Here is a 21,035-nt window from a genome sequence, read left to right as displayed (position 1 = left end):
CCGGAAACGCGGGGAACCCGGTCCGCCGCACGGACCGGGGCTACGGAGAAACGGGCCTCACTCGGGCAGTACGCCCTTCTCCTTGTAGAAGCGCTCGGCGCCGGGATGCAGCGGAATCGGCAGGTTCTTCGCCGCCTTGTCCAGGGCGATGTCCTTGGCGGCAGCATGGGCGGTGACCAGGCGCGGCAGGTTGTCGAACATCAGCTTGGTCATCTGGTAGGCCAGCTCGTCGCTGACCCCGGAGTGGCTGACCAGGATATTGTCGATCGCCACCGTCGGCACGTCCTGCTCCTGGCCGTCGTAGGTGCCGGCGGGAATGCTCGCGGCGTGGTAGGCCGGGCTGTCGATCTTCGCCACCACGTCCGCCGGGATCGCGACGAAGGTGATCGGCATGGTCGAGGCCAGGTCGCGGATGGCCGCCATGCCCAGGCCGGAGGATTGCAGCGTAGCGTCGAGCTGGCGGTTCTTGATCAGCTCCACCGACTCGGCGTAGGGCAGGTATTCCACCTTGCCCATGTCCTCGTAGCTCAGGCCGGCGGCCTTGAAGATCGCTCGGGCGTTCAGCTCGGTACCGCTCTTGGGCGCGCCCACCGAAATGCGCTTGCCTTTCAGGTCGGCCAGGGTCTTGATGCCCGAGGCTTGGCTGGCCACTACCTGGATATAGTTCGGATAGGTATTGCCGATAGCCCGCAGCTTCTTCAACGGCGCCTTGAAGCCGGCGTCGGCGACCCCGCTCCAGGCGTCGGCGACCGAGTCGCCCAGCGCCAGCGCCAGTTCTCCACGCCCGGCCTGCAACAGGTTGAGGTTCTCGACCGAAGCCTTGGTGGCCTGCACGGAGGTTTTCGCGCCCTGGATATCGTGCCCGTAGATCTGCGAGAGGCCGACCCCTATGGGGTAATAGACCCCGCTGGTGCCGCCGGTGAGGATATTGATGAAGGTCGGCGCGGCAAAGACCGCGGTACTGAAGGTCACCGTTGCGGCAAGCGTGAAAAGACCGAAGCGTCTGCTCAGCGACATGGGAAGTCTCCTGTTCTTATCGTTGTTGTCGCGCTGTCGCGGAAGCGTCCCGGCTTCCTTCGACCGCGCAGGACTTCGTGCAGACTAGACCGCCACGCCACGCGGGACAATCCGCAAGGACAGATTGCGCGACCGGCTCCGCAAGGAAGCCGGTCGCCGGCGTTCAGGCGTACAGGTCGCGCCGCGACCAGGGCAACTCGTGGGAGCCATCCTCGTGGGGGCGAATGGCGAGAATCTGGTGCAGGTTGATCCAGCCGCGCTTGAAGCCGTAGGCGCATCCGGCCAGGTACAGCCGCCAGATCCGCAGGGTTTCCTCGGGCACCAGGCGAGCCGCCTCCTTCAGCCTGGCTTCCAGGTTGGCGCTCCAGAAGTCCAGGGTCCGGGCGTAGTGCAGACGCAGGCTTTCCACGTCGACTACTTCCAGTCCGGCTTCGCTCATCCGCGCCACCGCCAGCGACAGGTGCGGCAGCTCGCCGTGGGGAAACACGTAGCGATCGATGAAGTCGCCGGCCCCCTTGCCAACCGGGCGGCCGTCGGTGTAGCGCGAGGTGATGCCGTGGTTCATCACCAGGCCGCCGGGACGCACCGCATCGTACAGTTGCTGGAAGTAAAGCCCCAGGTTGGCGTGCCCGACGTGCTCGAACATGCCGACGCTGACCACCTTGTCGAAGCGGCCATCGCGCGGCAGGTCGCGGTAATCCAGCAGCTTGAGGGTGACCCGGTCCTCCAGGCCTTCGGCCTTGACTCGCTCCCGGCCGAGCGCCAGCTGCTCCTTGCTCAATGTGATGCCGGTGACCTCGACGCCGAACTCGCGAGCGGCCAGGCGCGCCAGCCCCCCCCAACCGCAACCGACATCGAGCAGCTTCTCGCCCGGCTGCAAACGCAGCTTGCGGCACAGGTGACGGAGCTTGGCCAGTTGCGCGGTGGCGAGGTCTTCCTTGCCGGTCTCGAAATAAGCGCAGGAATAGACCATTTCCGGATCCAGCCAGAGCTGGTAGAAGTCGTTGGACAGGTCGTAGTGGTAATGGATGGCTTCGGCGTCGGTGTCCTTGTCGTGGCTTTCGCGAACCGGCGGCGCGCCGCCATCGGGTTCGCCGAGCGCTTCGCTGAGGGCATCGCCGATACCGATGACCTGGCTGATCGGTCCTTCGATGTCGAGACGCTTCTCGACGTAGGCCTTGCCCAGCGCATCGAGGCTGGGATGGGTGATCTCGGTTAGCAGCGAGGGGTCGCGAATGACCATGGTTACCTGTGGATCCGGCCCCAGATCGAACGCCTGAGCATCGCCGATGCGGATCCGCAACGGCAGTTGCAGGGACAGCAACTCAGAGGGGAGCTGTGCAATCATGCCAAACCTCCTGGTCACAAGACGGGAACACTATAGTCAAGTACCTGATAGAGTTTTGCTATCGACTACTTAGCCTCCTATCTATCGATGCAAAATCCCCGAGTACTCCGATTCAGGTTAGCAGCCAGTCTGCCCATGAATAGTTGACAGTTCTGATATACAAACTTTCCCTTGCTGCAATAACGGAATGACGCATACACCCTGTCAAAGGAAGCGGAAGCGACATAAGGAATACCGATGAACGAGACCGTATCCCTCGAAACACGCGAAGTACGCTTTCTCTCCGTGTTCGACTTCGACGGTACGCTGACATACCGAGACAGCTTCGTGCCCTTCCTGCGCTTCGCCTTCGGCAACCGGGTGTTCGTCCGCCGCATGCTGCGCATGGCAGGACCCAGCCTGGCCTATCTCTGCCGGCGTATCGACCGCGACGACCTGAAGGCGCGCCTGATCGCCACCTTCCTCACCGATGTGCCCGTACATGTGCTGGAAGAGCGGGCGCTGGCCTACCAGAACCGCTTCTGGGACACACTGATGCGTCCCCACGCATTGACCGCGGTGGCCGACCAGGTCGGCAGCGGCAGCACCGTGACCATCTGTTCCGCCTCCCCTTCGCTGCTACTCAGGCCGTTCGCCGAGAAGCTCGGCGTGCACCTGATCGCCACCGAGCTGGAAGTGGTAGACGGCGTACTGACCGGCAGGATCGTCGGCCGCAACTGCCGGCGCGACGAGAAAGTCTGCCGCCTGGAGCGGCACTACGGTCCGCTGACCCAATACTCCCTGCGCGCCTGGGGCGACTCGCGCGGCGATACGGAACTGCTGGCGGCGGCGCTGGAGCGCTTCTGGAAACCGTTCCGCTGACCGGTTCGCCTCAAGGCACAGTAACCCACTTGAGACGGGGACTGCTGGTAGCGCTCCCCCTTCGGAGCCGAAGAAAGCTGGCTGGCCTGAAACCATCGCCTGCGAAAAAGCCGATGCCCGCAGAAAAATAGCCTTTCGCCATCAACCGATGGCCAAAACCAGATCGACGTTTGGTCGGAACCGGCAAGAGGAATCTGGTCTGCCGGAAACCTCTTCGGTCATCTCGAAGCGGCAGTCAGCGAAAAAGAAAATTCTCGGTCTGGCTTGGACTTAGGGCTATTGGTGGCTATTTGCCCTATAGGGCTTCCGGCAATATCCGGAAATCTGGATTTCTTCTCCGCCCATTAAAATTAATAGTTGTTCGATATTCTACAGCGCTTACCCTCACAACGCCCAGAATTTGCGAAAACCAATTTACGCAAATAATTCGAACAATTCATTATTTCTGGAATTAGCCAATGAACCTGATAGCGGAAGATTTCAGCACACGAAGCCTTCTAGCGGGTGAGCGGTATAAAGCGAAGATCGCTTTCGTTTCACCACACACCAGGCGTAACAGTTTTGAGGACGAGCCAAAGTGCTTTCTGGGCGTCAGCCTGGAAAATAGAAATTTCACTCCCAACCGCTTCCATTCCATGGTCGAGTGGGCGGCTCGGCGCTTTGAGAAATGCAGTATTTTGATAGGCGACCATATTCACCGGATTACCTTGCAGTCCACGCGGGACATGCCCGAGGAAGATGCCCGCCGCGAGGCCGTCAGACTGGGCGACGCGTTCATGGAGGAAAGCCGGCTCATCGTCGATGCCTACCGACACGCCACGGACTTCCAGTACATAACCTGTTCGGAGATCCAGGCCAGTACAGAATGCAAGGACTTCTATTCAAGTTTGCGTAACTATTTCCTGGAGCACTCTGGATTCCGAGATTCGGTGGAAAAGTTTGGAAGAAACTACCACCGGCATAATTGGGAGAAGTTGAGTGAAGAACAGCAGAGGCATCGCCTCGACTTTTCCTCGCGGTATTTTCTCGAAGAGTTTTCCGTATTCGCCTGCCTAGTAAGAAAAGGCTTCAAAGTCATGGCCTATCCCGGTGCTTTCAGTACGTTGGCAGAAATAGCAGCGGGTGACTTTCCAGGAATGCTCGATGAATTGCAGAAACTTACCGTGGTTTCCCTGCAATTGAAAAGGAGATAGGAATGAGTTCCTCTCCCAAGCCGGTGGCCTGGCAATTGAACCGAGGTTCGATCTACCAGGATGTCTACGAGAAGAGAATCGATAAACGTCCTGTAGATACCCTGGCAAAACTGCAAGAGGCCTATCTGGAGGACGAGCATCTGGTCTTCCCCTCCGAACAAACCCGCGTGGCGGCGTTGAGAGATGGCGTTTTCCTGTTGCGGATACCGGACGATTTCCAGGTCCGCGACTGCGACCTGTTCGCCAGCAATTTCTTCAAGGGCCCGGCCATCGCCCCCTACGGTGCATTTCGCGAACTCACAGCGGAAACCTTCGACGATCCCCTGCTGGGTTTTCACGAACGAATCAACCAGATTGAGCAATTCCTGCTGGAACGACGCTTCTGGAAAACCCACTACCCAGAGGAAATCCTCCAGGCCGGCGAACAGCTGACCGCTTACAGTCGGCAGTTGCTGCGTGCCATCCTGTCGCTCACCGACATCGATCCGGAATTCTGGAGCCTGGCTACCGGCGGTGCCTCGGACGCCCAGGGTTCCTACCATTTAACCTTCAATCACTATCGCCCGCGCTTCGCGGGTGTCGGGCTGGCTTCCCACAAGGACGATGGGTTCCTGACGCTGTTACGCACCACCGAACCGGGGCTGGAAGTCAACCGCAATGATCGCTGGGAGGCGCTGGAGCCCTCACCCGATCACTTCGTGGTCAACTTTGGTCTCTCCATGGAAGTGCTTACTCGCGGCTCCTCCACACCCGTCAGGGCCATCATGCACAGGGTCAGGCATCAGACCCACGACCGCTGCAGCTTCGCTCATTTCACCTCCAGTCACTGCACTCCCGGCACCGAGGCAGGCATCTACAGCTATGCAACGGGAGAGGGACTCAGGAGAGTCTGCAGTTCGCGCGACATCATCGACGCGAACGACGAGGAGATCTACCAGGGTACGGTCATCAGGGAGACGGACAATCCATGAGCGGGCTTCCCCAGTTCCATCCCTGCAAGGCCTATCTGGATGATTCCAGGCACCTGGTCTTCAACCAGGCGGATGGCTTTGCGCGGGCGCTACGCGACGGCTTCTTCGCCCTGCGTATTCCAGAAGAACTGGATCTCGCACCAGGTATCCGCTTCGCCCAAGAGTTCTACCAACCTGCCGTGGAAGAGCCCCATGCAGACGCCCGTTACCGGGGTTTCAGGAACCTTCCCGACATCTATTTCGACCGGGAGAACTTCCAGACCGAACATATCCTTGCCGACGCCAGACAACGCCAGGCGTCGTTTCCAGACGAAGTGAACCGACTGTGCGAACGGATGCACGAGATCGCCCGGCTCATCCTGCGTGAGATCCTCGGCAGCCTCGGCGTAGCGCCACGGTTGTGGCCCGACGTTACCGGCGGGACCAGCGAAGGGAAGGGCGTCACCTGGTTCGCCGTCAGCCACTACCGACCCGAGCGCAACATGCAGGGCGCTCCAGCGCACAAGGACACCGGCTTCGTCACCGTCTTGTACTGCGACCAGCCAGGCCTGCAGGCGCGACTCGAGGAAGGATGGGTCGAGGTCCCCCCCATGGAAGGGCATTTCCTGATCAATTTCGGGGGCAGCCTGGAACTTCTCACCGCCAGGTTGCCAATCCCGGCCGCCGCGGTTCTCCACCAGGTCCGACAGAGTTCATCGACGGTGGAGCGGGGCGATCGCTACTCCTTCGCGGCATTCCTCAATCCACCTGCGACCGGCGCGCTCTACAGCCTCACCGCCGACGGCCAGCGCGCCGAGCCGGTCATTCCGGTAGAGACCTTCCTTCGCGAATTCAACGAGCAGACCTGGAAGGACAGCTATACCGATTTCGGCATCGCCGAAGGGCCTGGGGCCGCCGCCCCAGCCGACGACCACGCAAACCGGTACCTGCGCCCATGAACAGCAAAGAGAATAGCGCGCCCTTCCCCGGCCTCATCGCCCATCATTCCGGCTCTTGTCCGGCTACCGGACACGCCGAGGCTTTCCACCATGCCACGGTGTGCCAGGGCCTGGACGCCTCCACCTACTTCGCCCGTTCCGGCATCGCGGAACTGGCGGAGAACAACGAAGGACTCTGTACCTTCTGGCTCGGAGACGACCTGGCGCTCTACCAGACGACCAACGCGCCCCTCGTCGACGACGAGGATCTGGCGCCCTCGATCAATGCGAACGCCGAGCTCTTCGGTTCCTTCCTCGGTTCCCTGCCCGCGCAGGACGAGCGACGCAAGGCCAAGCGCGCCGTGGTCGAACGCGTGCTCGGCAGCAACCGGTTCGTTACCAGTCTGGACCCGCATGTACGCGAAATGGCCCAACACTACCTGCGAGAGGTGGCAGGTCGCTCGCTGCCCTTGCAGGACTTCTGCCTGCACATGGTAGCGCGCATCGACAGCGGGTTGCCCGGCGTCCTGGATTTTCATCAGAAGCCCCTGACCCACTACCTGCAAAGCACCGAATACGGAGTGATCGCCAGGGACTTCTTCGAGATCGCCTCGGAGGTCATCAGCAAGATGAATCCGGAATCGATCGAGAACGCCGACATGATCGTCGAGATGACGCGCGACATGCTGGATTCGAACTACGAATCGATTGTCCGGGCTCCTCCAACGAACATGATCCTCGCCCAGTTCGACTGCTTCTCCCGGCCCTTCACACGCGAAACCATACGAACGCTGGATGCCGCATCACTCAAGGAACTGGGTACGATCATCGTCGCGACCTATGACACCACGGCCCTCAGTCTGCTCTGGACGCTCACCTACCTGGAGGACAATCCAGCCGAGAAAGAACGTCTGCTGGGTGTAGTAGACAACCCGGAACAAGCGCTGGACGAGGCCTACCTACTGGTGCTTGAAGCGATCCGCCTGGGTGGCAGCAACCCCACTGCATTGTGGCGCCGGACCAACCGGCCGATACGCATCCGCCATCGCGGCACCGAGGTTACGATTCCCGCCAATACGATGCTCTGGCTCGATCGACGGCGGGCCAATCGCGACGCGTCGCTGTTCCCCCACGCCGAGCGGTTCGATACGGACAACATCCGGCAGCTCATCCGCAACCAGACCAGCCACGGCCAGGCCGTGTCGCTGCTGGCCAGGAACCGCTACGAAATCAACTCCTTCAACATGGTCAACACCCATAGAAGCCCGCGCAAATGCCCAGGCCGCCTGTTCTCCGTCAGGGAACAGGCGCTGATCCTGACGGAGCTGTACCGCCTCTACAAGGTCTGCGTGACAGAAGCCGACTCCACGCTGGCACCTCACAGTTCCATGCCGCGGCCCCGACGTTCGGGAAACATCATCCTCACTGCCAGGGCCGCCGCCCTGTGAACCTGTACGTCATGGAGAACGCTTGATGAGCAATATCCTTCCATCCGCCCGGATGCTCGACGGCATGCTGCACTTCAAGGAAGAAGACGGTTTCAGTCGCGCGCGCAAGCTAGGTGCCTTCCACCTCGAGCACCCACGGGGCTGGGACTTTTCGGCCGGCATCGCCCTGGCCCAGAGCTATTATCTGGAACCCGAGGTAGACGCCGACAACGCCTTCCGGGGGTTCCATCGCAAGGATCTCGGCAAGTCCCTGCTGGGCTATTCCCGCACAGGTGCCGACCAGGACGAACTGCTGCAGATCGAATGCGGCCTGTGGCGGGAATATCTTCCCGCCCCCGCCGCCGACCTGCTTTGGGCAATGAACGACCTGAACCGCAGTGTTCTCTCGCAACTGTTCGCGCTGGTCGGCATCGAGGAAAGACATTTCGACCTGATAGCCGGCGGCATGTCTTCCAACCAGGCGCTGCAGTACTGCATCTTCAATCATTTCCGCGCTGACAGCGCCCACCCGGTGGGTCTCACCGCCCACAAGGACAGCGGTTTTACCACCCTGCTCTACACCACGGAGCCTGGGCTGGAGTCGCTGGAAAATGGCTCCTGGATTCCTTTCGATCCCATGCCCGGCCATTTCACCCTGGTACTTGGACACTCCTTCGAACTCCTAACCGAGAAGTCCGCCACCCCTGTCCAGGCCAGCTATCACCGCGTCCGCAGAATGGAACCGCAAGAGCGAAAAGCGGACAGGTTCACCTTCGGTTCCTACATCGGTCCGCGCTGGGACCAGGACCTGTACCAGATCAGCGGCGAGACCGTTAAGCCGGTGCAATCCTTCCTCGAGTTTCAGAAACGCAAAGCCGCGGAAATGGGTTACGAATTCCATCCCAAGGTGGAGACGGCTCATCGCTGAGCCCATACATCCTTCGCAGGAGGCGCCAGTGAACACGAAACCGAAAACCGCCAGCTCTCCGACGCTACGCGCTCCGGTCAACCTTCCGGCAATGCCACTGGAGAGCCAGGTCCACCAATACCCACCCATCAAGATGGCGCGATCGCGCCTGCTGGAAAGCAGACTCGTCTTCGATCATCCAGACGGCTTCGAACAGGCGCGCAGGCACGGCTTCTTCCTGCTGGAAGTTCCAGCTCGGATGGACTTCTGCCCTGGCGACCTATTCGTCCGCAATTGCTTCCTTCCCCGAGCAGAGGGCGCCTTGTCCACCTATACGGGGTTCAAGGAATGCCAGATACCAGGGGCCTACCAAGGCTATTTCGACAGGGAGCACGATCAGTGGGAGAACGTCTACATCGAACGAGGCAACTGGTCTCTTATACCTGAGGCCGTGGCTGCACTGGGCGTACAAATGGCGGAGCTGGGTATTGGCGTCCTGCGCGCGGTGCTCGCGGAGCTAGACATCCCCCGCGCGGAATGGGCACGCCTGACCAGCGGCCTGTCCGAAGGACAGGGCCACCAGATGTTCGGCTTCAATCATTTCCGCGCCAGCAAGCCGATCCGTGGTTCCAAGTTCCATCGAGACTCGGGCTGGGTCACCGTCCTGCGCTCCACCGAACCCGGACTGATCGCCTATATCGACGGCCAGCTCCGCTCGATCAACCCACTGCCTGGCCATCTCATCATCAACTTCGGCAGTTCCATGGAAGTGCTTTCCGAACACCTGTCGAGAAAGGTCCACGCTAATGTCCACGGGGTAGCCCGCACCGAGCGCGCGAGCCCGGACGAACGCTACTCCTATGTCGTTTTCCTGGATAGCGATCTGGGCGGCGACATCTACCGATACGGTCCGGCCGGAGCCCAGAAGGTACAGACGGTCCTCGAATTCGCCGAACAGGAGGTCAGCCGGACCTACAACGACGACATCCTCCTCTGACCCCATGCCAGAGGAGTTCACCCAACCGGTCCCGGGGATGACAAACGATGAACCCAAACGCCACCTATGCTCTGGCTTCGGCCGAACTGATCGACGGAAAGCTACGCTTCGACAGCAGCGATGGCTTCGCCCGCGCCATCGCCGACGGGTTCTTCTTCGTCAAGTCACCGAGCCTGGACCTGGCAGCCGGCGATACCTTCGCCCGCAACTTCTACCTGCCTCGCCAGGAGGGCCTCGGCGCGCCCTACCAGGGTTTCTCGCAGTGGACCGAAGATCGGCTGGCGCGCCGGGAAGGATATTTCTCCCGCGACGTCGACCAGGTCGAGCAGTTCTTCCTCGAGAGCCGATTCTGGCAGACAGTGTTCCCAGGCCCTTTGCTGCGGCAGGCCGAACGGATGCGGAGTTTCAGTCTCGAGGTGCTGCGGGCCGTACTCGCGGAACTGGACCTGCCGGTAGAGCTGTGGGACGAGGCCACGGGACGCTGCCTCTCCATGCAAGGCACCTATCACCTGACCTTTAACCATTTCCGCAGCCACGTCCGGGCCCGCGGGCTGAATGTGCACAAGGACTCGGGTTGGGTGACCATCCTGCGCTCGCTGGAGCCTGGACTTGAGGTTCTTCGCGAGGGAGACTGGCTGCCGGTCTCGCCCCGTCCCGGCGAATTCATCGTCAACTTCGGCTGCGCGATGGAGATACTGACCCGTCACTCGGCCACTCCTGTCGCCGCCGTCGCTCACCGAGTGCAGGAACAATTGCCAGGCCAAGCCGATCGCTTCTCCTATGCCCTGTTCGTGGATAGCAGCCTGGACCCACGGACATGCCCTGGCCTGTTTCGCTATCTTCCAGGCCACGGCCTGGTGCTGGAAGCAGATTTCGAAATGTTCCTCAACGAAATTCTGCACAATACTTACCAAGAGAATACCCAGGGTCTATATTGACCCTCCTCCCCGCAGTACCTGCATTCCCTGGAGAGCCGCCGCAAAGTCGGCTTTCCTTCCCCAGTCCTCGGCAGATCAACTCATCCCTGACCCTGGCGCTGGCTCCACGAGCCGGCGCCCCCTTGGCGTTCGTCCGCTCATTCAGCCAAAGAGAACATCATGAACCAGAAAATTTCCCCGCCTTCACAGAAGCTCGACGGCCTGTTCCTGCTGGCCCTGTCGATGGCCGTATTCTTCGTCGGCGTGACCGAGTTCATGCTGTCCTCCATGCTCGGGCCGCTGGCGCAGGCGTTCCACACCACTACCAGCGGCGCCGCCTGGCTGATCTCCAGCTACGCGTTCTCCTATGCGATCGCCGCGCCGTTGCTGGGCTACTTCTCCGACCGCATGCAACGCAGGAAGCTGCTGCTGCTCGCCCTGGTCCTCTTCGCGGTCGATACTCTGGCCATCGTCATCGCCCCGACCCTGGAAATTGCCGTCGTCCTGCGGGTGATCGGGGGCATCGCCTCGGCAATCATCATCCCGACCACCTTCGCCCTGGTCGCGGAGGTGGTCGCCCCGCAAAGACAGGCCGGTGCCATGGGCCAGGTGATGCTCGGCATGACCCTCGGCATTGCCGCCGGCCCGGCACTGGCCGGCCTCCTCTCGGATTTCTTCGGCTGGGCGGCGCCCTTCCTGATGGTCTCGTGCGGTTGCGTGCTGGTCTTCCTGATGGCACGCCAGCGCCTTCCCGTGCAAGCCGTGGCACCGCGCGCCGAGGGCCATGCGCTGGGCTGGTGCAGGCAATGGAGCATCCTCAGGCCACTGATCGCCAAGGGTGCCTGGAACGGCACCGGGGTCGCCGGCCTGCTTCTCTCGGGAGAGGTGCTGCGCCAGCGCTACGGCTTCAGCACCGCGCAGATAGGCGTCAGCATCGCCGCCTTCGGCGTGGGCCTGGCCGTGGGCAACCTCGCCGCGGGTTACCTGCGACGTTATCTGAAGCGCGACGAAGACATGCTCCTGCTGGTGCTGGCGCTCCTGGTGCTATCGATGTCGACCTTCATGCTCCTGCCGCTACCGTTGCCCGTGGCGCTCTGCTGCCTGGGCGCCTGGGGCGCCGCGCTGGGCCTGGGCGCGCCGGCGGGCACGGTGGTACTCGCCTCGCGCTCCGGGCCGGACAAGGGCATGGTGCTGTCGTTCGCCGAGACGTTCAACAACATCGCCATTCTCGCCAGCGTGCCCCTGGCTGTGCGACTGCTGGAGCTGAAGGGGCCGCCCGCCACCCTGTGGGTATTGGGCATCGGCCTGGGGATCGGCGCCTGGCTCACCGTGCTGGACTGGTTCGCCAGCCGCAGGAGCGACGAGGCGCTGCCGTTGCGCGATTGACGGCGAGCGCCGCGAGCGCCGGGGCCGCATGCCTGCCCCGGCTTCTCGGGCACGCGGCCGGCGTTACTCGACGGTGACCGACTTGGCCAGGTTGCGCGGCTGGTCGACGTCGGTGCCCTTGAGCACGGCGACATGGTACGAGAGCAATTGCAACGGGATGGTGTAGAGGATCGGCGAGAGCACGTCGCCGATGTGCGGCATGCCCACCACATGGGTGCCCTCGCCAGCCTCGATGCCCGCGCCTTCGTCGGCGAACACCACCAGTTCGCCGCCGCGGGCGCGGACTTCCTGCAGGTTCGACTTGAGCTTCTCCACCAGCTCGTTGTTCGGCGCCACGGTAACCACCGGCATGTCGCTGTCCACCAGCGCCAGCGGGCCATGCTTGAGTTCGCCGGCCGGGTAGGCTTCGGCATGGATATAGGAAATTTCCTTGAGCTTCAGCGCGCCTTCCAGGGCCACCGGGAACTGCGCGCCACGGCCGAGGAACAGGGTGTGGTGCTTCTCGGCGAACAGCTCGGAAACCTTCTCCACCGTCCGGTTCATCGCCAGCGCCTCGCCCAGCCGGGTCGGCAGGCGACGCAGTTCGTCCACCAGCTCGGCTTCGACGCCATCGGCCAGGCGCTTCTGCACCTGGCCGATGCCCAGGGTCAGCAGCAGCAGGGCGACCAACTGGGTGGTGAAGGCCTTGGTCGAGGCCACGCCGATTTCCGGGCCGGCCTGGGTCAGCAGGGTCAGGTCGGATTCGCGCACCAGCGAACTGGTGGCAACGTTGCAGATCGCCACGCTGGAGAGGAAGCCCAGCTCCTTGGCGTTGCGCAGGGCAGCCAGGGTGTCGGCGGTCTCACCGGACTGGGAGATGGTGACGAACAGGCAATCCGGCTGCACCGCGACCTTGCGGTAGCGGAACTCGCTGGCGACCTCCACCTGGCAGGGAATCCCGGTCAGGCTTTCCAGCCAGTAACGGGCGACCATGCCGGCGTGGTAACTGGTGCCGCAGGCGACGATCTGCACGTTGCGGACCTTGGCGAACAGCTCCGCCGCCTGCGGACCGAAGCTTTCAACCATTACCTGGTTCTGCCCGAGGCGGCCTTCCAGGGTACGCTGCACGACGCTGGGCTGCTCGTGGATTTCCTTGAGCATGAAATGCCGGTACTCGCCCTTGTCGGCGGCTTCGGCGCCTTCGTGGTACTGCACGGTCTCGCGCTGCACGTCGTTGCCCTGGACATCCCACAGGCGCACGCTGTCGCGACGGATCTCGGCGATATCGCCTTCTTCCAGGTAGATGAAGCGGTCGGTCACCTGGCGCAGCGCCAGTTGGTCGGAAGCGAGGAAGTTCTCGCCAAGCCCGAGGCCGATCACCAGCGGGCTGCCGCTGCGAGCGGCGACGATGCGGTCCGGCTGCGCCGCGCTGATCACTGCCAGGCCATAGGCCCCGTGCAATTCCTTGACCGCGTCCTTCAGCGCCAGGGTCAGGTCGCCGATGGACTGCAGCTTGTGGTGCAGCAGGTGGACGATGACCTCGGTGTCGGTCTGCGAGGTGAACACGTAGCCCAGCCCCTTGAGCCGCTCACGGAGAGGTTCGTGGTTCTCGATGATGCCGTTGTGCACCACCGCCAGTTCGTCGCTGGAGAAATGCGGGTGGGCGTTGCCTTCGGTTGGCGCGCCGTGGGTCGCCCAGCGGGTATGGGCGATGCCCAGGCGGCCGAGCAGCGGAGTACCGGCCAGGCCTTCCTCCAGGCTGGCGACCTTGCCGACCCGGCGGCAGCGCTGCAGCCTGCCTTCGTTATCGAAGACCGCCACGCCGGCGCTGTCGTAGCCGCGATACTCGAGGCGCTTGAGGCCTTCGATAAGGATGGGGGTGATGTTGCGCTCGGCGATCGCGCCTACGATTCCACACATGGGGTCTTTCTCCTTTCAGGCCTCGACCGGGGTGCAGATCAGCGTGACGCCCCGGGCGGTTATCTGTTCGCGCGCGGAAGATTCCAGGCGCTCGTCGGTAATCAGGGTATGGATGCTGCTCCAGGGCAATTCCTGGTTGGGAATGCGCCGACCGACCTTGTCGGCCTCGGCCATGACGATCACCTCGCGGGCGACCTCGGCCATCACCCGGCTCAGGCCCAGCAATTCGTTGAACGTGGTCGTCCCGCGTTCGAGATCGATGCCGTCGGCACCGATGAATAGTTGGTCGAAGTCATAGGAACGCAGCACCTGCTCGGCAACCTGCCCCTGGAACGACTCGGAATGCGGATCCCAGGTCCCCCCGGTCATCAGCAGCACCGGCTCGTGCTCCAGTTCGCGCAGGGCGTTGACCACGTTCAGCGAGTTGGTCATCACCACCAGGCCCGGCTTGTGCCCGAGTTCGGGGATCATCGCCGCGGTGGTGCTGCCACTGTCGATGATGATCCGCGCATGCTCGCGGATGCGCGCCGCGGCGGCGCGACCGATAGCCTGCTTGTAGGGCGAGACGGGCTGCGCAGCTTCACCGATCAGTTCCTGCGGCATCGGCACCGCACCGCCGTAGCGACGCAACAGCAGGCCGTGGCTTTCCATGGCGGCGAGGTCCTTGCGGATGGTCACTTCCGAGGTGGAAAAGCGCTTGGCGAGTGCGTCCACGCTGACCTCGCCCTGCTCGGAAAGCAGCGCGAGGATGGCATGGCGACGTTGCGGCGTATTACGTTTCGAGATCACTTAAGTTTCGTTTCGAAAGAAAAGTGTGCGAATCAAAACTTATCCGGCGCTTCCCGTCAATGACTTTTCATCGGCTCGGCAGCACCGTATCGGGATCGAGGTAGAACATCTTCTTCCAACCCTGGGTGCTGTCGTCGGCCAGCCAGGGATAGGGCAGCAAGGTGATGATCGCGTAGTGCAGGTGGGCCGGCTTGCCGCGCGCGTTGCCGGTGGTGCCGACCGTACCCAGGCGGGAACCGGCAAGGACCGGCTGGCCCGGATAGGCGTCGAGGCTATCGAGATGGGCGTAGTAATGCAGGCGCCACTTGGGCGCCAGCACCAGGACGACCTTGCCGCCGAGGGCGATCTCCCCGCGATAGAGCACCAGGCCGTAGCTGGCGGAGCGTACGGGGGTGCCGCTGCGGGCGAAGATGTCGATGCCCTTGTGCACTCCGGAGCGCCCCCAGGGCTCGAACCAGAAGGTTCGCGGATTCCAGTCGCGGGCACTGGCGCCTTCGACGGGTATCCGCGGCCATTCGGGCAGCACCGCCCAGGCTATGAGCAGCCCCAGCACGATCCGTTTCGCAGGCTTCGGCATCCGTGCCGCTCCGTTACTTCTTGATTTTTTCCGGGCGCTTCCAGTTTTCCAGGTTCTTCTGCCGGGCGCGGCCGAAGGCCAGGTTCTTCGCCGGAACCTCATGGGTGATGGTGGAGCCGGCCGCGGTCGTCGCGCCATCGCCGATCTTCAGCGGCGCCACCAGCGAGTTGTTCGAGCCGATGAACACATCGTCGCCCAGCTCGGTGCGGAACTTGTTCGCGCCATCGTAGTTGCAGGTGATGGTGCCGGCGCCGATGTTGCAGTTGGCGCCCAACTCGGCATCGCCCAGGTAGCTCAGGTGGCCGGCCTTGCTGCCCTCGCCCAGGCGGGCATTCTTCAGTTCGACGAAGTTGCCGACATGGGCCCGAGCGCCGAGCACGCTGCCCGGACGCAGGCGGGCGAACGGACCGGCATCGCTACCCTCGCCCAGCTCCGCGCCTTCCAGGTGGCTGTTGGCCTTGATCACCGCGCCACGCCGCAGGACGCTGTCGCGAATCACGCAGTTCGGTCCGATGCGCACGTCGTCCTCGATCACCACGCGGCCTTCCAGCACCACGTTGACGTCGATCAGCACGTCGCGGCCGACCGAGATTTCGCCGCGGACATCCAGGCGCTGCGGATCGAGCAGGGTCACGCCCTGGCGCATCAGCTCCTCCGCGCGCAGGCGCTGGTAGTGACGCTCCAGCTGGGCCTGTTGCATGCGGTCATTGACGCCCTGCACTTCCATCGCGTCCAGCGGTTGGGCGCTGGCCACCACCAGGCCGTCGCCGACCGCCATGGCGATCACATCGGTCAGGTAGTACTCGCCCTGGGCGTTGTCGTTGGACAGGCGGCCGAGCCAGTCGGCAAGGCGCTTGCCCGGCACCGCGAGGATGCCGGTGTTGATCTCGCCGATCTGGCGCTGCGCCGGGGTCGCGTCCTTGTGCTCGACGATGGCCTGCACCGCGCCCTGGTCGTCACGGACGATGCGGCCGTAGCCGGTGGGGTCGAGCATGTCGACGGTGAGCAGCGACAACTGGTCCGGGGTGACTTGCGCCAGCAGGCGCTGCAAGGTGTCCAGCTGGATCAGCGGCACGTCGCCGTAGAGGATCAGCACCTGGTCTGCACTGAGGAACGGCAGGGCCTGGGCCACCGCATGGCCCGTACCGAGCTGTTCGGCCTGGAGCACGAAATTCAGGTCGTCGGCGGCCATCCGCTCACGCACCAGATCCGCGCCGTGGCCGATCACCACGTGGATCCGTTCCGGCTGCAACTGGCGCGCGCAGTCGATGACGTGGCCGAGCATCGGCTTGCCGGCAATGGGATGGAGGACCTTGGGCAGGGCCGAACGCATGCGGGTGCCCTGGCCGGCGGCGAGAATCACGATTTCAAGGGACATGGACTGGACTACCGTTCCTGGTGGTCACAGGCAAAACCTGTGAGTGAAGATGCAAAACGAAAAAAGGGTAGCCCACAGGCTACCCTTTTCCCTGACACCGCTAGAAGTACCGGCTGGAAATCAGCCGCCGAACTTCTTGCGCAGTTGCTGGACGGTGCGCAGCTGGGCTGCGGCTTCGGCCAGACGCGCGGCAGCGGCGCTGTAGTCGAACTCGGCGCCCTTGCCCTGCAGCGCCTTTTCGGCAGCCTTCAGGGCTTCCTGGGCGGCCGCTTCGTCGAGGTCGCCGGCACGAACCACGGTGTCGGCGAGGACCTTGACCATGTTCGGCTGGACTTCGAGGAAACCGCCGGAGATGTAGTACACCTCCTGCTCGCCGCCCTGCTTGACCAGGCGGATGGGGCCCGGTTTCAGGTCGGTGATCAGCGGCGCGTGGCCCGGGGCGATACCCAGGTCACCCAGAGCGCCGTGCGCGATAACCATCTCGACCAGGCCGGAGAAGATCTCCGCCTCGGCGCTGACGATGTCGCAATGGACTGTTATGGCCATACGCTTGCCTCACATGAGCGCCCGTCGCCGGGCGCACAGGATTACAGTTTTTTGGCTTTCTCGACCGCTTCTTCGATACCGCCGACCATGTAGAACGCCTGCTCCGGCAGGTGATCGTAGTCGCCGTTGAGAATGCCCTTGAAGCCAGCGATGGTGTCCTTCAGGGAAACGTACTTGCCCGGCGAGCCGGTGAAGACTTCCGCTACGAAGAACGGCTGGGACAGGAAGCGCTGGATCTTACGAGCGCGCGCCACCAGCAGCTTGTCGGCTTCGGACAGTTCGTCCATGCCCAGGATCGCGATGATGTCCTTCAGCTCCTTGTAGCGCTGCAGAACATACTGGACGCCGCGAGCGGTGTCGTAGTGATCCTGGCCGATCACCAGCGGATCGAGCTGGCGAGAGGTGGAGTCCAGCGGGTCGACCGCGGGGTAGATACCCAGCGAGGCGATGTCACGGGACAGCACGACGGTTGCGTCCAGGTGGGCGAAGGTGGTCGCCGGGGACGGGTCGGTGAGGTCGTCCGCGGGAACGTATACGGCCTGGATCGAGGTGATCGAGCCTTTCTTGGTGGAGGTGATGCGCTCCTGCAGAACGCCCATCTCTTCGGCCAGGGTCGGCTGATAACCCACCGCGGACGGCATACGGCCCAGCAGTGCGGACACTTCGGTACCGGCGAGGGTGTAACGGTAGATGTTGTCGATGAACAACAGAACGTCACGGCCTTCGTCACGGAACTTCTCGGCCATGGTCAGGCCGGTCAGTGCGACGCGCAGACGGTTGCCCGGCGGCTCGTTCATCTGGCCGTATACCAGGGCTACCTTGTCCAGTACGTTGGAGTCCTTCATCTCGTGGTAGAAGTCGTTACCCTCACGAGTACGCTCGCCCACACCCGCGAACACGGAATAACCGCTGTGCTCGATGGCGATGTTGCGGATCAGTTCCATCATGTTGACGGTCTTGCCCACGCCGGCGCCGCCGAACAGGCCTACCTTGCCGCCCTTGGCGAACGGGCAGACCAGGTCGATCACCTTGATGCCGGTTTCCAGCAGCTCGTTGCCGCCAGCCTGGTCGGCATAGGACGGAGCTTCGCGGTGGATGCCCCAGCGCTCTTCTTCGCCGATGGGACCGGCTTCGTCGATCGGGTTGCCCAGTACGTCCATGATCCGGCCCAGGGTCGCTTTACCGACCGGCACGGAGATGGCAGCACCAGTGCTGTCCACGTTCAGGCCACGCTTGAGGCCTTCGGTGGAACCCATCGCAATGGAACGAACCACGCCGTCGCCCAGCTGCTGCTGGACTTCCAGGGTGGTTTCAACGCCCTGAACCTTCAGGGCTTCATAGATGCTCGGCACGGCATCGCGCGGGAATTCCACGTCGATCACGGCGCCGATGATTTGAACGATACGTCCGCTACTCATGTCTGGTTCCTCTGAATTTTGAACCTGTTCTTACACCGCGGCAGCGCCGCCGACGATTTCCGAGATTTCCTGGGTGATCGCCGCCTGACGCGCCTTGTTGTAGATCAGCTGCAAATCGCTGATCAGCTCGCCGGCGTTGTCGGTAGCGTTCTTCATTGCAATCATCCGGGCCGCCTGCTCACAGGCGTTGTTCTCAACCACGGCCTGGTACACCTGGGATTCCACGTAACGCACCAGCAGCCCGTCGAGGAGCGACTTGGCGTCGGGTTCGTAGAGATAGTCCCAGTGGTGCTTCAGCTCCTGATCGTCATCGGCCACCAGCGGAATCAGCTGTTCCACGGTCGGCTTCTGGGTCATGGTGTTGACGAACTTGTTGGAGACCACGAACAGGCGATCGATACGGCCTTCGAGGTATGCGTCGAGCATCACCTTGACACTGCCGATCAGGTCGTTGATCGAAGGCTCTTCGCCGAGGTGGCTGATAGCTGCCACGACGTTGCCGCCGAAACTGCGGAAGAACGAAGCGCCCTTGCTACCGATCACGCAAAGGTCGATTTCCGCCCCTTGCTCGCGGTAGCCGCTCATGTCCTTGACGAGGGACTTGAACAGGTTGATGTTCAGACCGCCGCACAGACCACGGTCACTGCTCACCACGATGTAGCCGACGCGCTTGACTTCACGCTCGACCATGAACGGGTGACGGTATTCCGGGTTGGCGTTGGCCAGATGGCCGATCACCTGGCGAATACGCTCCGCGTAGGGACGGCCGGCCGCCATGCGCATTTGTGCCTTGCGCATCTTGCTCACCGCCACTTTTTCCATGGCATTGGTGATCTTTTGCGTGCTTTTGATGCTCGCAATCTTGCTGCGAATCTCTTTTGCGCCTGCCATTTGACACCTATCGGGTTAGCAGGCGGGAGCCTTGCGGCTCCCGCTGCGGCTTACCAGGTTTGGGTGGCCTTGAACTTCTCGATGCCGGCCTTGATACCTGCGTCGATTTCGTCGTTGAAGTCACCTTTCTCGTTGATCTTCGCCAGCAGAGCGGCATGCTCGCGCTGGAAGTAGGAGATCAACGCCTGCTCGAAGCTACCGACCTTGGCGATTTCGACGTCCTGCAGGAAGCCACGCTCGGCGGCATACAGGGACAGCGACATCTCGGCGATCGACATCGGCGCGTACTGCTTCTGCTTCATCAGCTCGGTAACGCGCTGACCATGCTCCAGCTGCTTGCGGGTCGCTTCGTCCAGGTCCGAGGCGAACTGGGCGAAGGCCGCCAGTTCACGGTACTGGGCCAGAGCGGTACGGATGCCGCCGGACAGCTTCTTGATGATCTTGGTCTGGGCCGCGCCACCTACACGGGATACCGAGATACCGGCGTTGACGGCCGGACGGATACCCGAGTTGAACATGGCGGATTCCAGGAAGATCTGGCCGTCGGTGATCGAGATCACGTTGGTCGGAACGAACGCGGAAACGTCGCCGGCCTGGGTCTCGATGATCGGCAGAGCGGTCAGCGAGCCGGTCTTGCCGGTCACGGCGCCGTTGGTGAACTTCTCGACATACTCTTCGGAAACGCGGGAAGCGCGCTCCAGCAGACGGCTGTGGAGATAGAACACGTCGCCCGGATAGGCTTCGCGGCCCGGCGGACGGCGCAGCAGCAGGGAGATCTGGCGATAGGCCACGGCCTGCTTGGACAGGTCATCGTAGACGATCAGGGCGTCTTCACCGCGATCGCGGAAGTATTCGCCCATGGTGCAACCGGAGTACGGCGCCAGGTATTGCAGGGCGGCGGACTCGGAAGCGCTGGCGGCGACCACGATGGTGTTGGCCAGGGCGCCGTTCTCTTCCAGCTTGCGTACGACGTTGGCGATAGTGGACTGCTTCTGGCCGATGGCCACGTAGACGCACTTAATGCCGCTGTCTTTCTGGTTGATGATGGCGTCGACCGCGAGGGCGGTCTTGCCGATCTGGCGGTCGCCGATGATCAGCTCGCGCTGGCCACGGCCCACCGGGATCATGGCATCGACCGACTTGTAGCCGGTCTGTACCGGCTGGTCTACCGACTTACGCCAGATCACGCCCGGAGCGACCTTCTCGACCGCGTCGGTGGCCTTGGCGTCGATCGGGCCCTTGCCGTCGATCGGGTTGCCCAGCGCGTCGACTACGCGACCCAGCAGTTCCGGACCGACCGGAACCTCCAGGATGCGGCCGGTGCACTTGGCGTTCATGCCTTCGGCGAGGCCCTGGTATTCACCCAGGACCACGGCACCCACGGAATCCTGCTCCAGGTTCAGCGCCATACCGTAGACGCCGCCCGGGAACTCGATCATCTCGCCGTACATGACGTCGGCCAGACCGTAGATGCGCACGATACCGTCGGACACGCTGACGATGGTGCCTTCGTTTCGTGCTTGGGAGGCGACGTCGAGTTTCTCGATGCGCCCCTTGATGATTTCACTAATTTCGGAAGGATTGAGTTGCTGCATG

19 protein-coding genes are annotated in these 21,035 nt (G+C 62.6%); 9 read left to right on the top strand and 10 right to left on the bottom strand.

What is annotated here, in order from left to right; translation table 11 throughout:
* Positions 1–57: 57 nt before the first annotated feature.
* Together HMPREF2886_RS00545 and cfaB are read right to left on the bottom strand one after the other, a co-directional pair.
* Entirely contained in the window at positions 58–1,017 is a 960-nt protein-coding gene (locus HMPREF2886_RS00545; protein WP_070746590.1) for a TAXI family TRAP transporter solute-binding subunit, read from the bottom strand.
* 163 nt (positions 1,018–1,180) lie between these two features.
* Entirely contained in the window at positions 1,181–2,365 is a 1,185-nt protein-coding gene (gene cfaB / locus HMPREF2886_RS00540) for a C17 cyclopropane fatty acid synthase CfaB (protein WP_003099645.1), read from the bottom strand.
* Positions 2,366–2,602: 237 nt separating this feature from the next.
* Between cfaB and HMPREF2886_RS00535 the strand changes: the two genes are divergently transcribed.
* The 9 genes from HMPREF2886_RS00535 (at position 2,603) to HMPREF2886_RS00495 (ending at position 11,941) form a co-directional block, all read left to right on the top strand.
* Positions 2,603–3,226, top strand: coding sequence for an HAD-IB family phosphatase (locus HMPREF2886_RS00535; protein WP_033968227.1), 624 nt, complete (start codon positions 2,603–2,605; stop codon positions 3,224–3,226).
* Positions 3,227–3,684: 458 nt separating this feature from the next.
* Positions 3,685–4,419 carry a tRNA-dependent cyclodipeptide synthase gene (locus tag HMPREF2886_RS00530; protein WP_003158562.1) on the top strand — a complete coding sequence of 245 codons (735 nt, stop codon included), beginning with the start codon at positions 3,685–3,687 and terminating at the stop codon, positions 4,417–4,419.
* A 2-nt stretch (positions 4,420–4,421) separates the two neighbouring features.
* A complete protein-coding gene (locus HMPREF2886_RS00525) occupies positions 4,422–5,390 on the top strand; it encodes a 2OG-Fe(II) oxygenase family protein (RefSeq protein WP_003100204.1) in 969 nt (322 codons plus the stop codon).
* Positions 5,387–6,328, top strand: coding sequence for a 2OG-Fe(II) oxygenase family protein (locus tag HMPREF2886_RS00520; protein WP_003100208.1), 942 nt, complete (start codon positions 5,387–5,389; stop codon positions 6,326–6,328). Before HMPREF2886_RS00525 ends, HMPREF2886_RS00520 begins: the two co-directional genes overlap by 4 nt.
* Entirely contained in the window at positions 6,325–7,755 is a 1,431-nt protein-coding gene (locus HMPREF2886_RS00515) for a cytochrome P450 (protein ID WP_003100210.1), read from the top strand. Before HMPREF2886_RS00520 ends, HMPREF2886_RS00515 begins: the two co-directional genes overlap by 4 nt.
* A gap of 25 nt (positions 7,756–7,780) precedes the next feature.
* Positions 7,781–8,662: a 2OG-Fe(II) oxygenase family protein gene (locus tag HMPREF2886_RS00510; RefSeq protein WP_003100213.1), complete on the top strand. Its 882-nt coding sequence runs from the start codon at positions 7,781–7,783 to the stop codon at positions 8,660–8,662.
* A gap of 28 nt (positions 8,663–8,690) precedes the next feature.
* Positions 8,691–9,638 (top strand): 2OG-Fe(II) oxygenase family protein, encoded by a 948-nt coding sequence (locus HMPREF2886_RS00505; protein WP_070746588.1) that lies wholly within the window; start codon positions 8,691–8,693, stop codon positions 9,636–9,638.
* A gap of 47 nt (positions 9,639–9,685) precedes the next feature.
* Positions 9,686–10,576, top strand: a complete 891-nt coding sequence (locus HMPREF2886_RS00500; protein ID WP_003100219.1) for a 2OG-Fe(II) oxygenase family protein — start codon at positions 9,686–9,688, stop codon at positions 10,574–10,576.
* A 159-nt stretch (positions 10,577–10,735) separates the two neighbouring features.
* Positions 10,736–11,941, top strand: a complete 1,206-nt coding sequence (locus HMPREF2886_RS00495) for an MFS transporter (protein WP_003122302.1) — start codon at positions 10,736–10,738, stop codon at positions 11,939–11,941.
* Positions 11,942–12,004: 63 nt separating this feature from the next.
* Here the strand turns inward: HMPREF2886_RS00495 and glmS are convergent, their stop codons facing one another.
* From glmS to atpA, 8 genes are all read right to left on the bottom strand, one after another.
* Positions 12,005–13,840, bottom strand: a complete 1,836-nt coding sequence (gene glmS, locus HMPREF2886_RS00490; RefSeq protein WP_003097120.1) for a glutamine--fructose-6-phosphate transaminase (isomerizing) — start codon at positions 13,838–13,840, stop codon at positions 12,005–12,007.
* 15 nt (positions 13,841–13,855) lie between these two features.
* Entirely contained in the window at positions 13,856–14,629 is a 774-nt protein-coding gene (locus HMPREF2886_RS00485; RefSeq protein WP_003114653.1) for a DeoR/GlpR family DNA-binding transcription regulator, read from the bottom strand.
* A 67-nt stretch (positions 14,630–14,696) separates the two neighbouring features.
* Complete coding sequence (locus HMPREF2886_RS00480) at positions 14,697–15,206, bottom strand: M23 family metallopeptidase (protein ID WP_003114652.1); 510 nt, start codon at positions 15,204–15,206, stop codon at positions 14,697–14,699.
* A 13-nt stretch (positions 15,207–15,219) separates the two neighbouring features.
* The gene (gene glmU / locus HMPREF2886_RS00475) at positions 15,220–16,584 is read right to left on the bottom strand and encodes a bifunctional UDP-N-acetylglucosamine diphosphorylase/glucosamine-1-phosphate N-acetyltransferase GlmU (RefSeq protein WP_003114651.1); all 1,365 of its coding nucleotides are present in this window, start codon (positions 16,582–16,584) and stop codon (positions 15,220–15,222) included.
* 120 nt (positions 16,585–16,704) lie between these two features.
* Positions 16,705–17,130 carry a F0F1 ATP synthase subunit epsilon gene (locus HMPREF2886_RS00470; RefSeq protein WP_003097128.1) on the bottom strand — a complete coding sequence of 142 codons (426 nt, stop codon included), beginning with the start codon at positions 17,128–17,130 and terminating at the stop codon, positions 16,705–16,707.
* Between the two features lie 41 nt (positions 17,131–17,171).
* Complete coding sequence (atpD, locus tag HMPREF2886_RS00465; protein WP_003097130.1) at positions 17,172–18,548, bottom strand: F0F1 ATP synthase subunit beta; 1,377 nt, start codon at positions 18,546–18,548, stop codon at positions 17,172–17,174.
* Positions 18,549–18,578: 30 nt separating this feature from the next.
* The gene (gene atpG, locus HMPREF2886_RS00460; RefSeq protein ID WP_003097132.1) at positions 18,579–19,439 is read right to left on the bottom strand and encodes a F0F1 ATP synthase subunit gamma; all 861 of its coding nucleotides are present in this window, start codon (positions 19,437–19,439) and stop codon (positions 18,579–18,581) included.
* Positions 19,440–19,489: 50 nt separating this feature from the next.
* Positions 19,490–21,034 carry a F0F1 ATP synthase subunit alpha gene (gene atpA / locus HMPREF2886_RS00455; RefSeq protein WP_003097134.1) on the bottom strand — a complete coding sequence of 515 codons (1,545 nt, stop codon included), beginning with the start codon at positions 21,032–21,034 and terminating at the stop codon, positions 19,490–19,492.
* Between the last annotated feature and the right edge of the window lies 1 nt (position 21,035).

This window comes from Pseudomonas sp. HMSC066A08, assembly GCF_001813025.1.
Taxonomy (GTDB): Bacteria; Pseudomonadota; Gammaproteobacteria; order Pseudomonadales; family Pseudomonadaceae; genus Pseudomonas; species Pseudomonas aeruginosa.
Note: the sequence above shows the minus strand (reverse complement) of the source record. Positions and strands in the feature narration are given on the sequence as shown.

Bases quoted from the DNA above. Each gene is read 5' to 3' on its own strand.
- HMPREF2886_RS00545 (WP_070746590.1), bottom strand. From the start codon at position 1,017: ATGTCGCTGAGCAGACGCTTCGGTCTTTTCACGCTTGCCGCAACGGTG.
- cfaB (WP_003099645.1), bottom strand. From the start codon at position 2,365: ATGATTGCACAGCTCCCCTCTGAGTTGCTGTCCCTGCAACTGCCGTTG.
- HMPREF2886_RS00535 (WP_033968227.1), top strand. From the start codon at position 2,603: ATGAACGAGACCGTATCCCTCGAAACACGCGAAGTACGCTTTCTCTCC.
- HMPREF2886_RS00530 (WP_003158562.1), top strand. From the start codon at position 3,685: ATGAACCTGATAGCGGAAGATTTCAGCACACGAAGCCTTCTAGCGGGT.
- HMPREF2886_RS00525 (WP_003100204.1), top strand. From the start codon at position 4,422: ATGAGTTCCTCTCCCAAGCCGGTGGCCTGGCAATTGAACCGAGGTTCG.
- HMPREF2886_RS00520 (WP_003100208.1), top strand. From the start codon at position 5,387: ATGAGCGGGCTTCCCCAGTTCCATCCCTGCAAGGCCTATCTGGATGAT.
- HMPREF2886_RS00515 (WP_003100210.1), top strand. From the start codon at position 6,325: ATGAACAGCAAAGAGAATAGCGCGCCCTTCCCCGGCCTCATCGCCCAT.
- HMPREF2886_RS00510 (WP_003100213.1), top strand. From the start codon at position 7,781: ATGAGCAATATCCTTCCATCCGCCCGGATGCTCGACGGCATGCTGCAC.
- HMPREF2886_RS00500 (WP_003100219.1), top strand. From the start codon at position 9,686: ATGAACCCAAACGCCACCTATGCTCTGGCTTCGGCCGAACTGATCGAC.
- HMPREF2886_RS00495 (WP_003122302.1), top strand. From the start codon at position 10,736: ATGAACCAGAAAATTTCCCCGCCTTCACAGAAGCTCGACGGCCTGTTC.
- glmS (WP_003097120.1), bottom strand. From the start codon at position 13,840: ATGTGTGGAATCGTAGGCGCGATCGCCGAGCGCAACATCACCCCCATC.
- HMPREF2886_RS00480 (WP_003114652.1), bottom strand. From the start codon at position 15,206: ATGCCGAAGCCTGCGAAACGGATCGTGCTGGGGCTGCTCATAGCCTGG.
- glmU (WP_003114651.1), bottom strand. From the start codon at position 16,584: ATGTCCCTTGAAATCGTGATTCTCGCCGCCGGCCAGGGCACCCGCATG.
- HMPREF2886_RS00470 (WP_003097128.1), bottom strand. From the start codon at position 17,130: ATGGCCATAACAGTCCATTGCGACATCGTCAGCGCCGAGGCGGAGATC.
- atpD (WP_003097130.1), bottom strand. From the start codon at position 18,548: ATGAGTAGCGGACGTATCGTTCAAATCATCGGCGCCGTGATCGACGTG.
- atpG (WP_003097132.1), bottom strand. From the start codon at position 19,439: ATGGCAGGCGCAAAAGAGATTCGCAGCAAGATTGCGAGCATCAAAAGC.
- atpA (WP_003097134.1), bottom strand. From the start codon at position 21,034: ATGCAGCAACTCAATCCTTCCGAAATTAGTGAAATCATCAAGGGGCGC.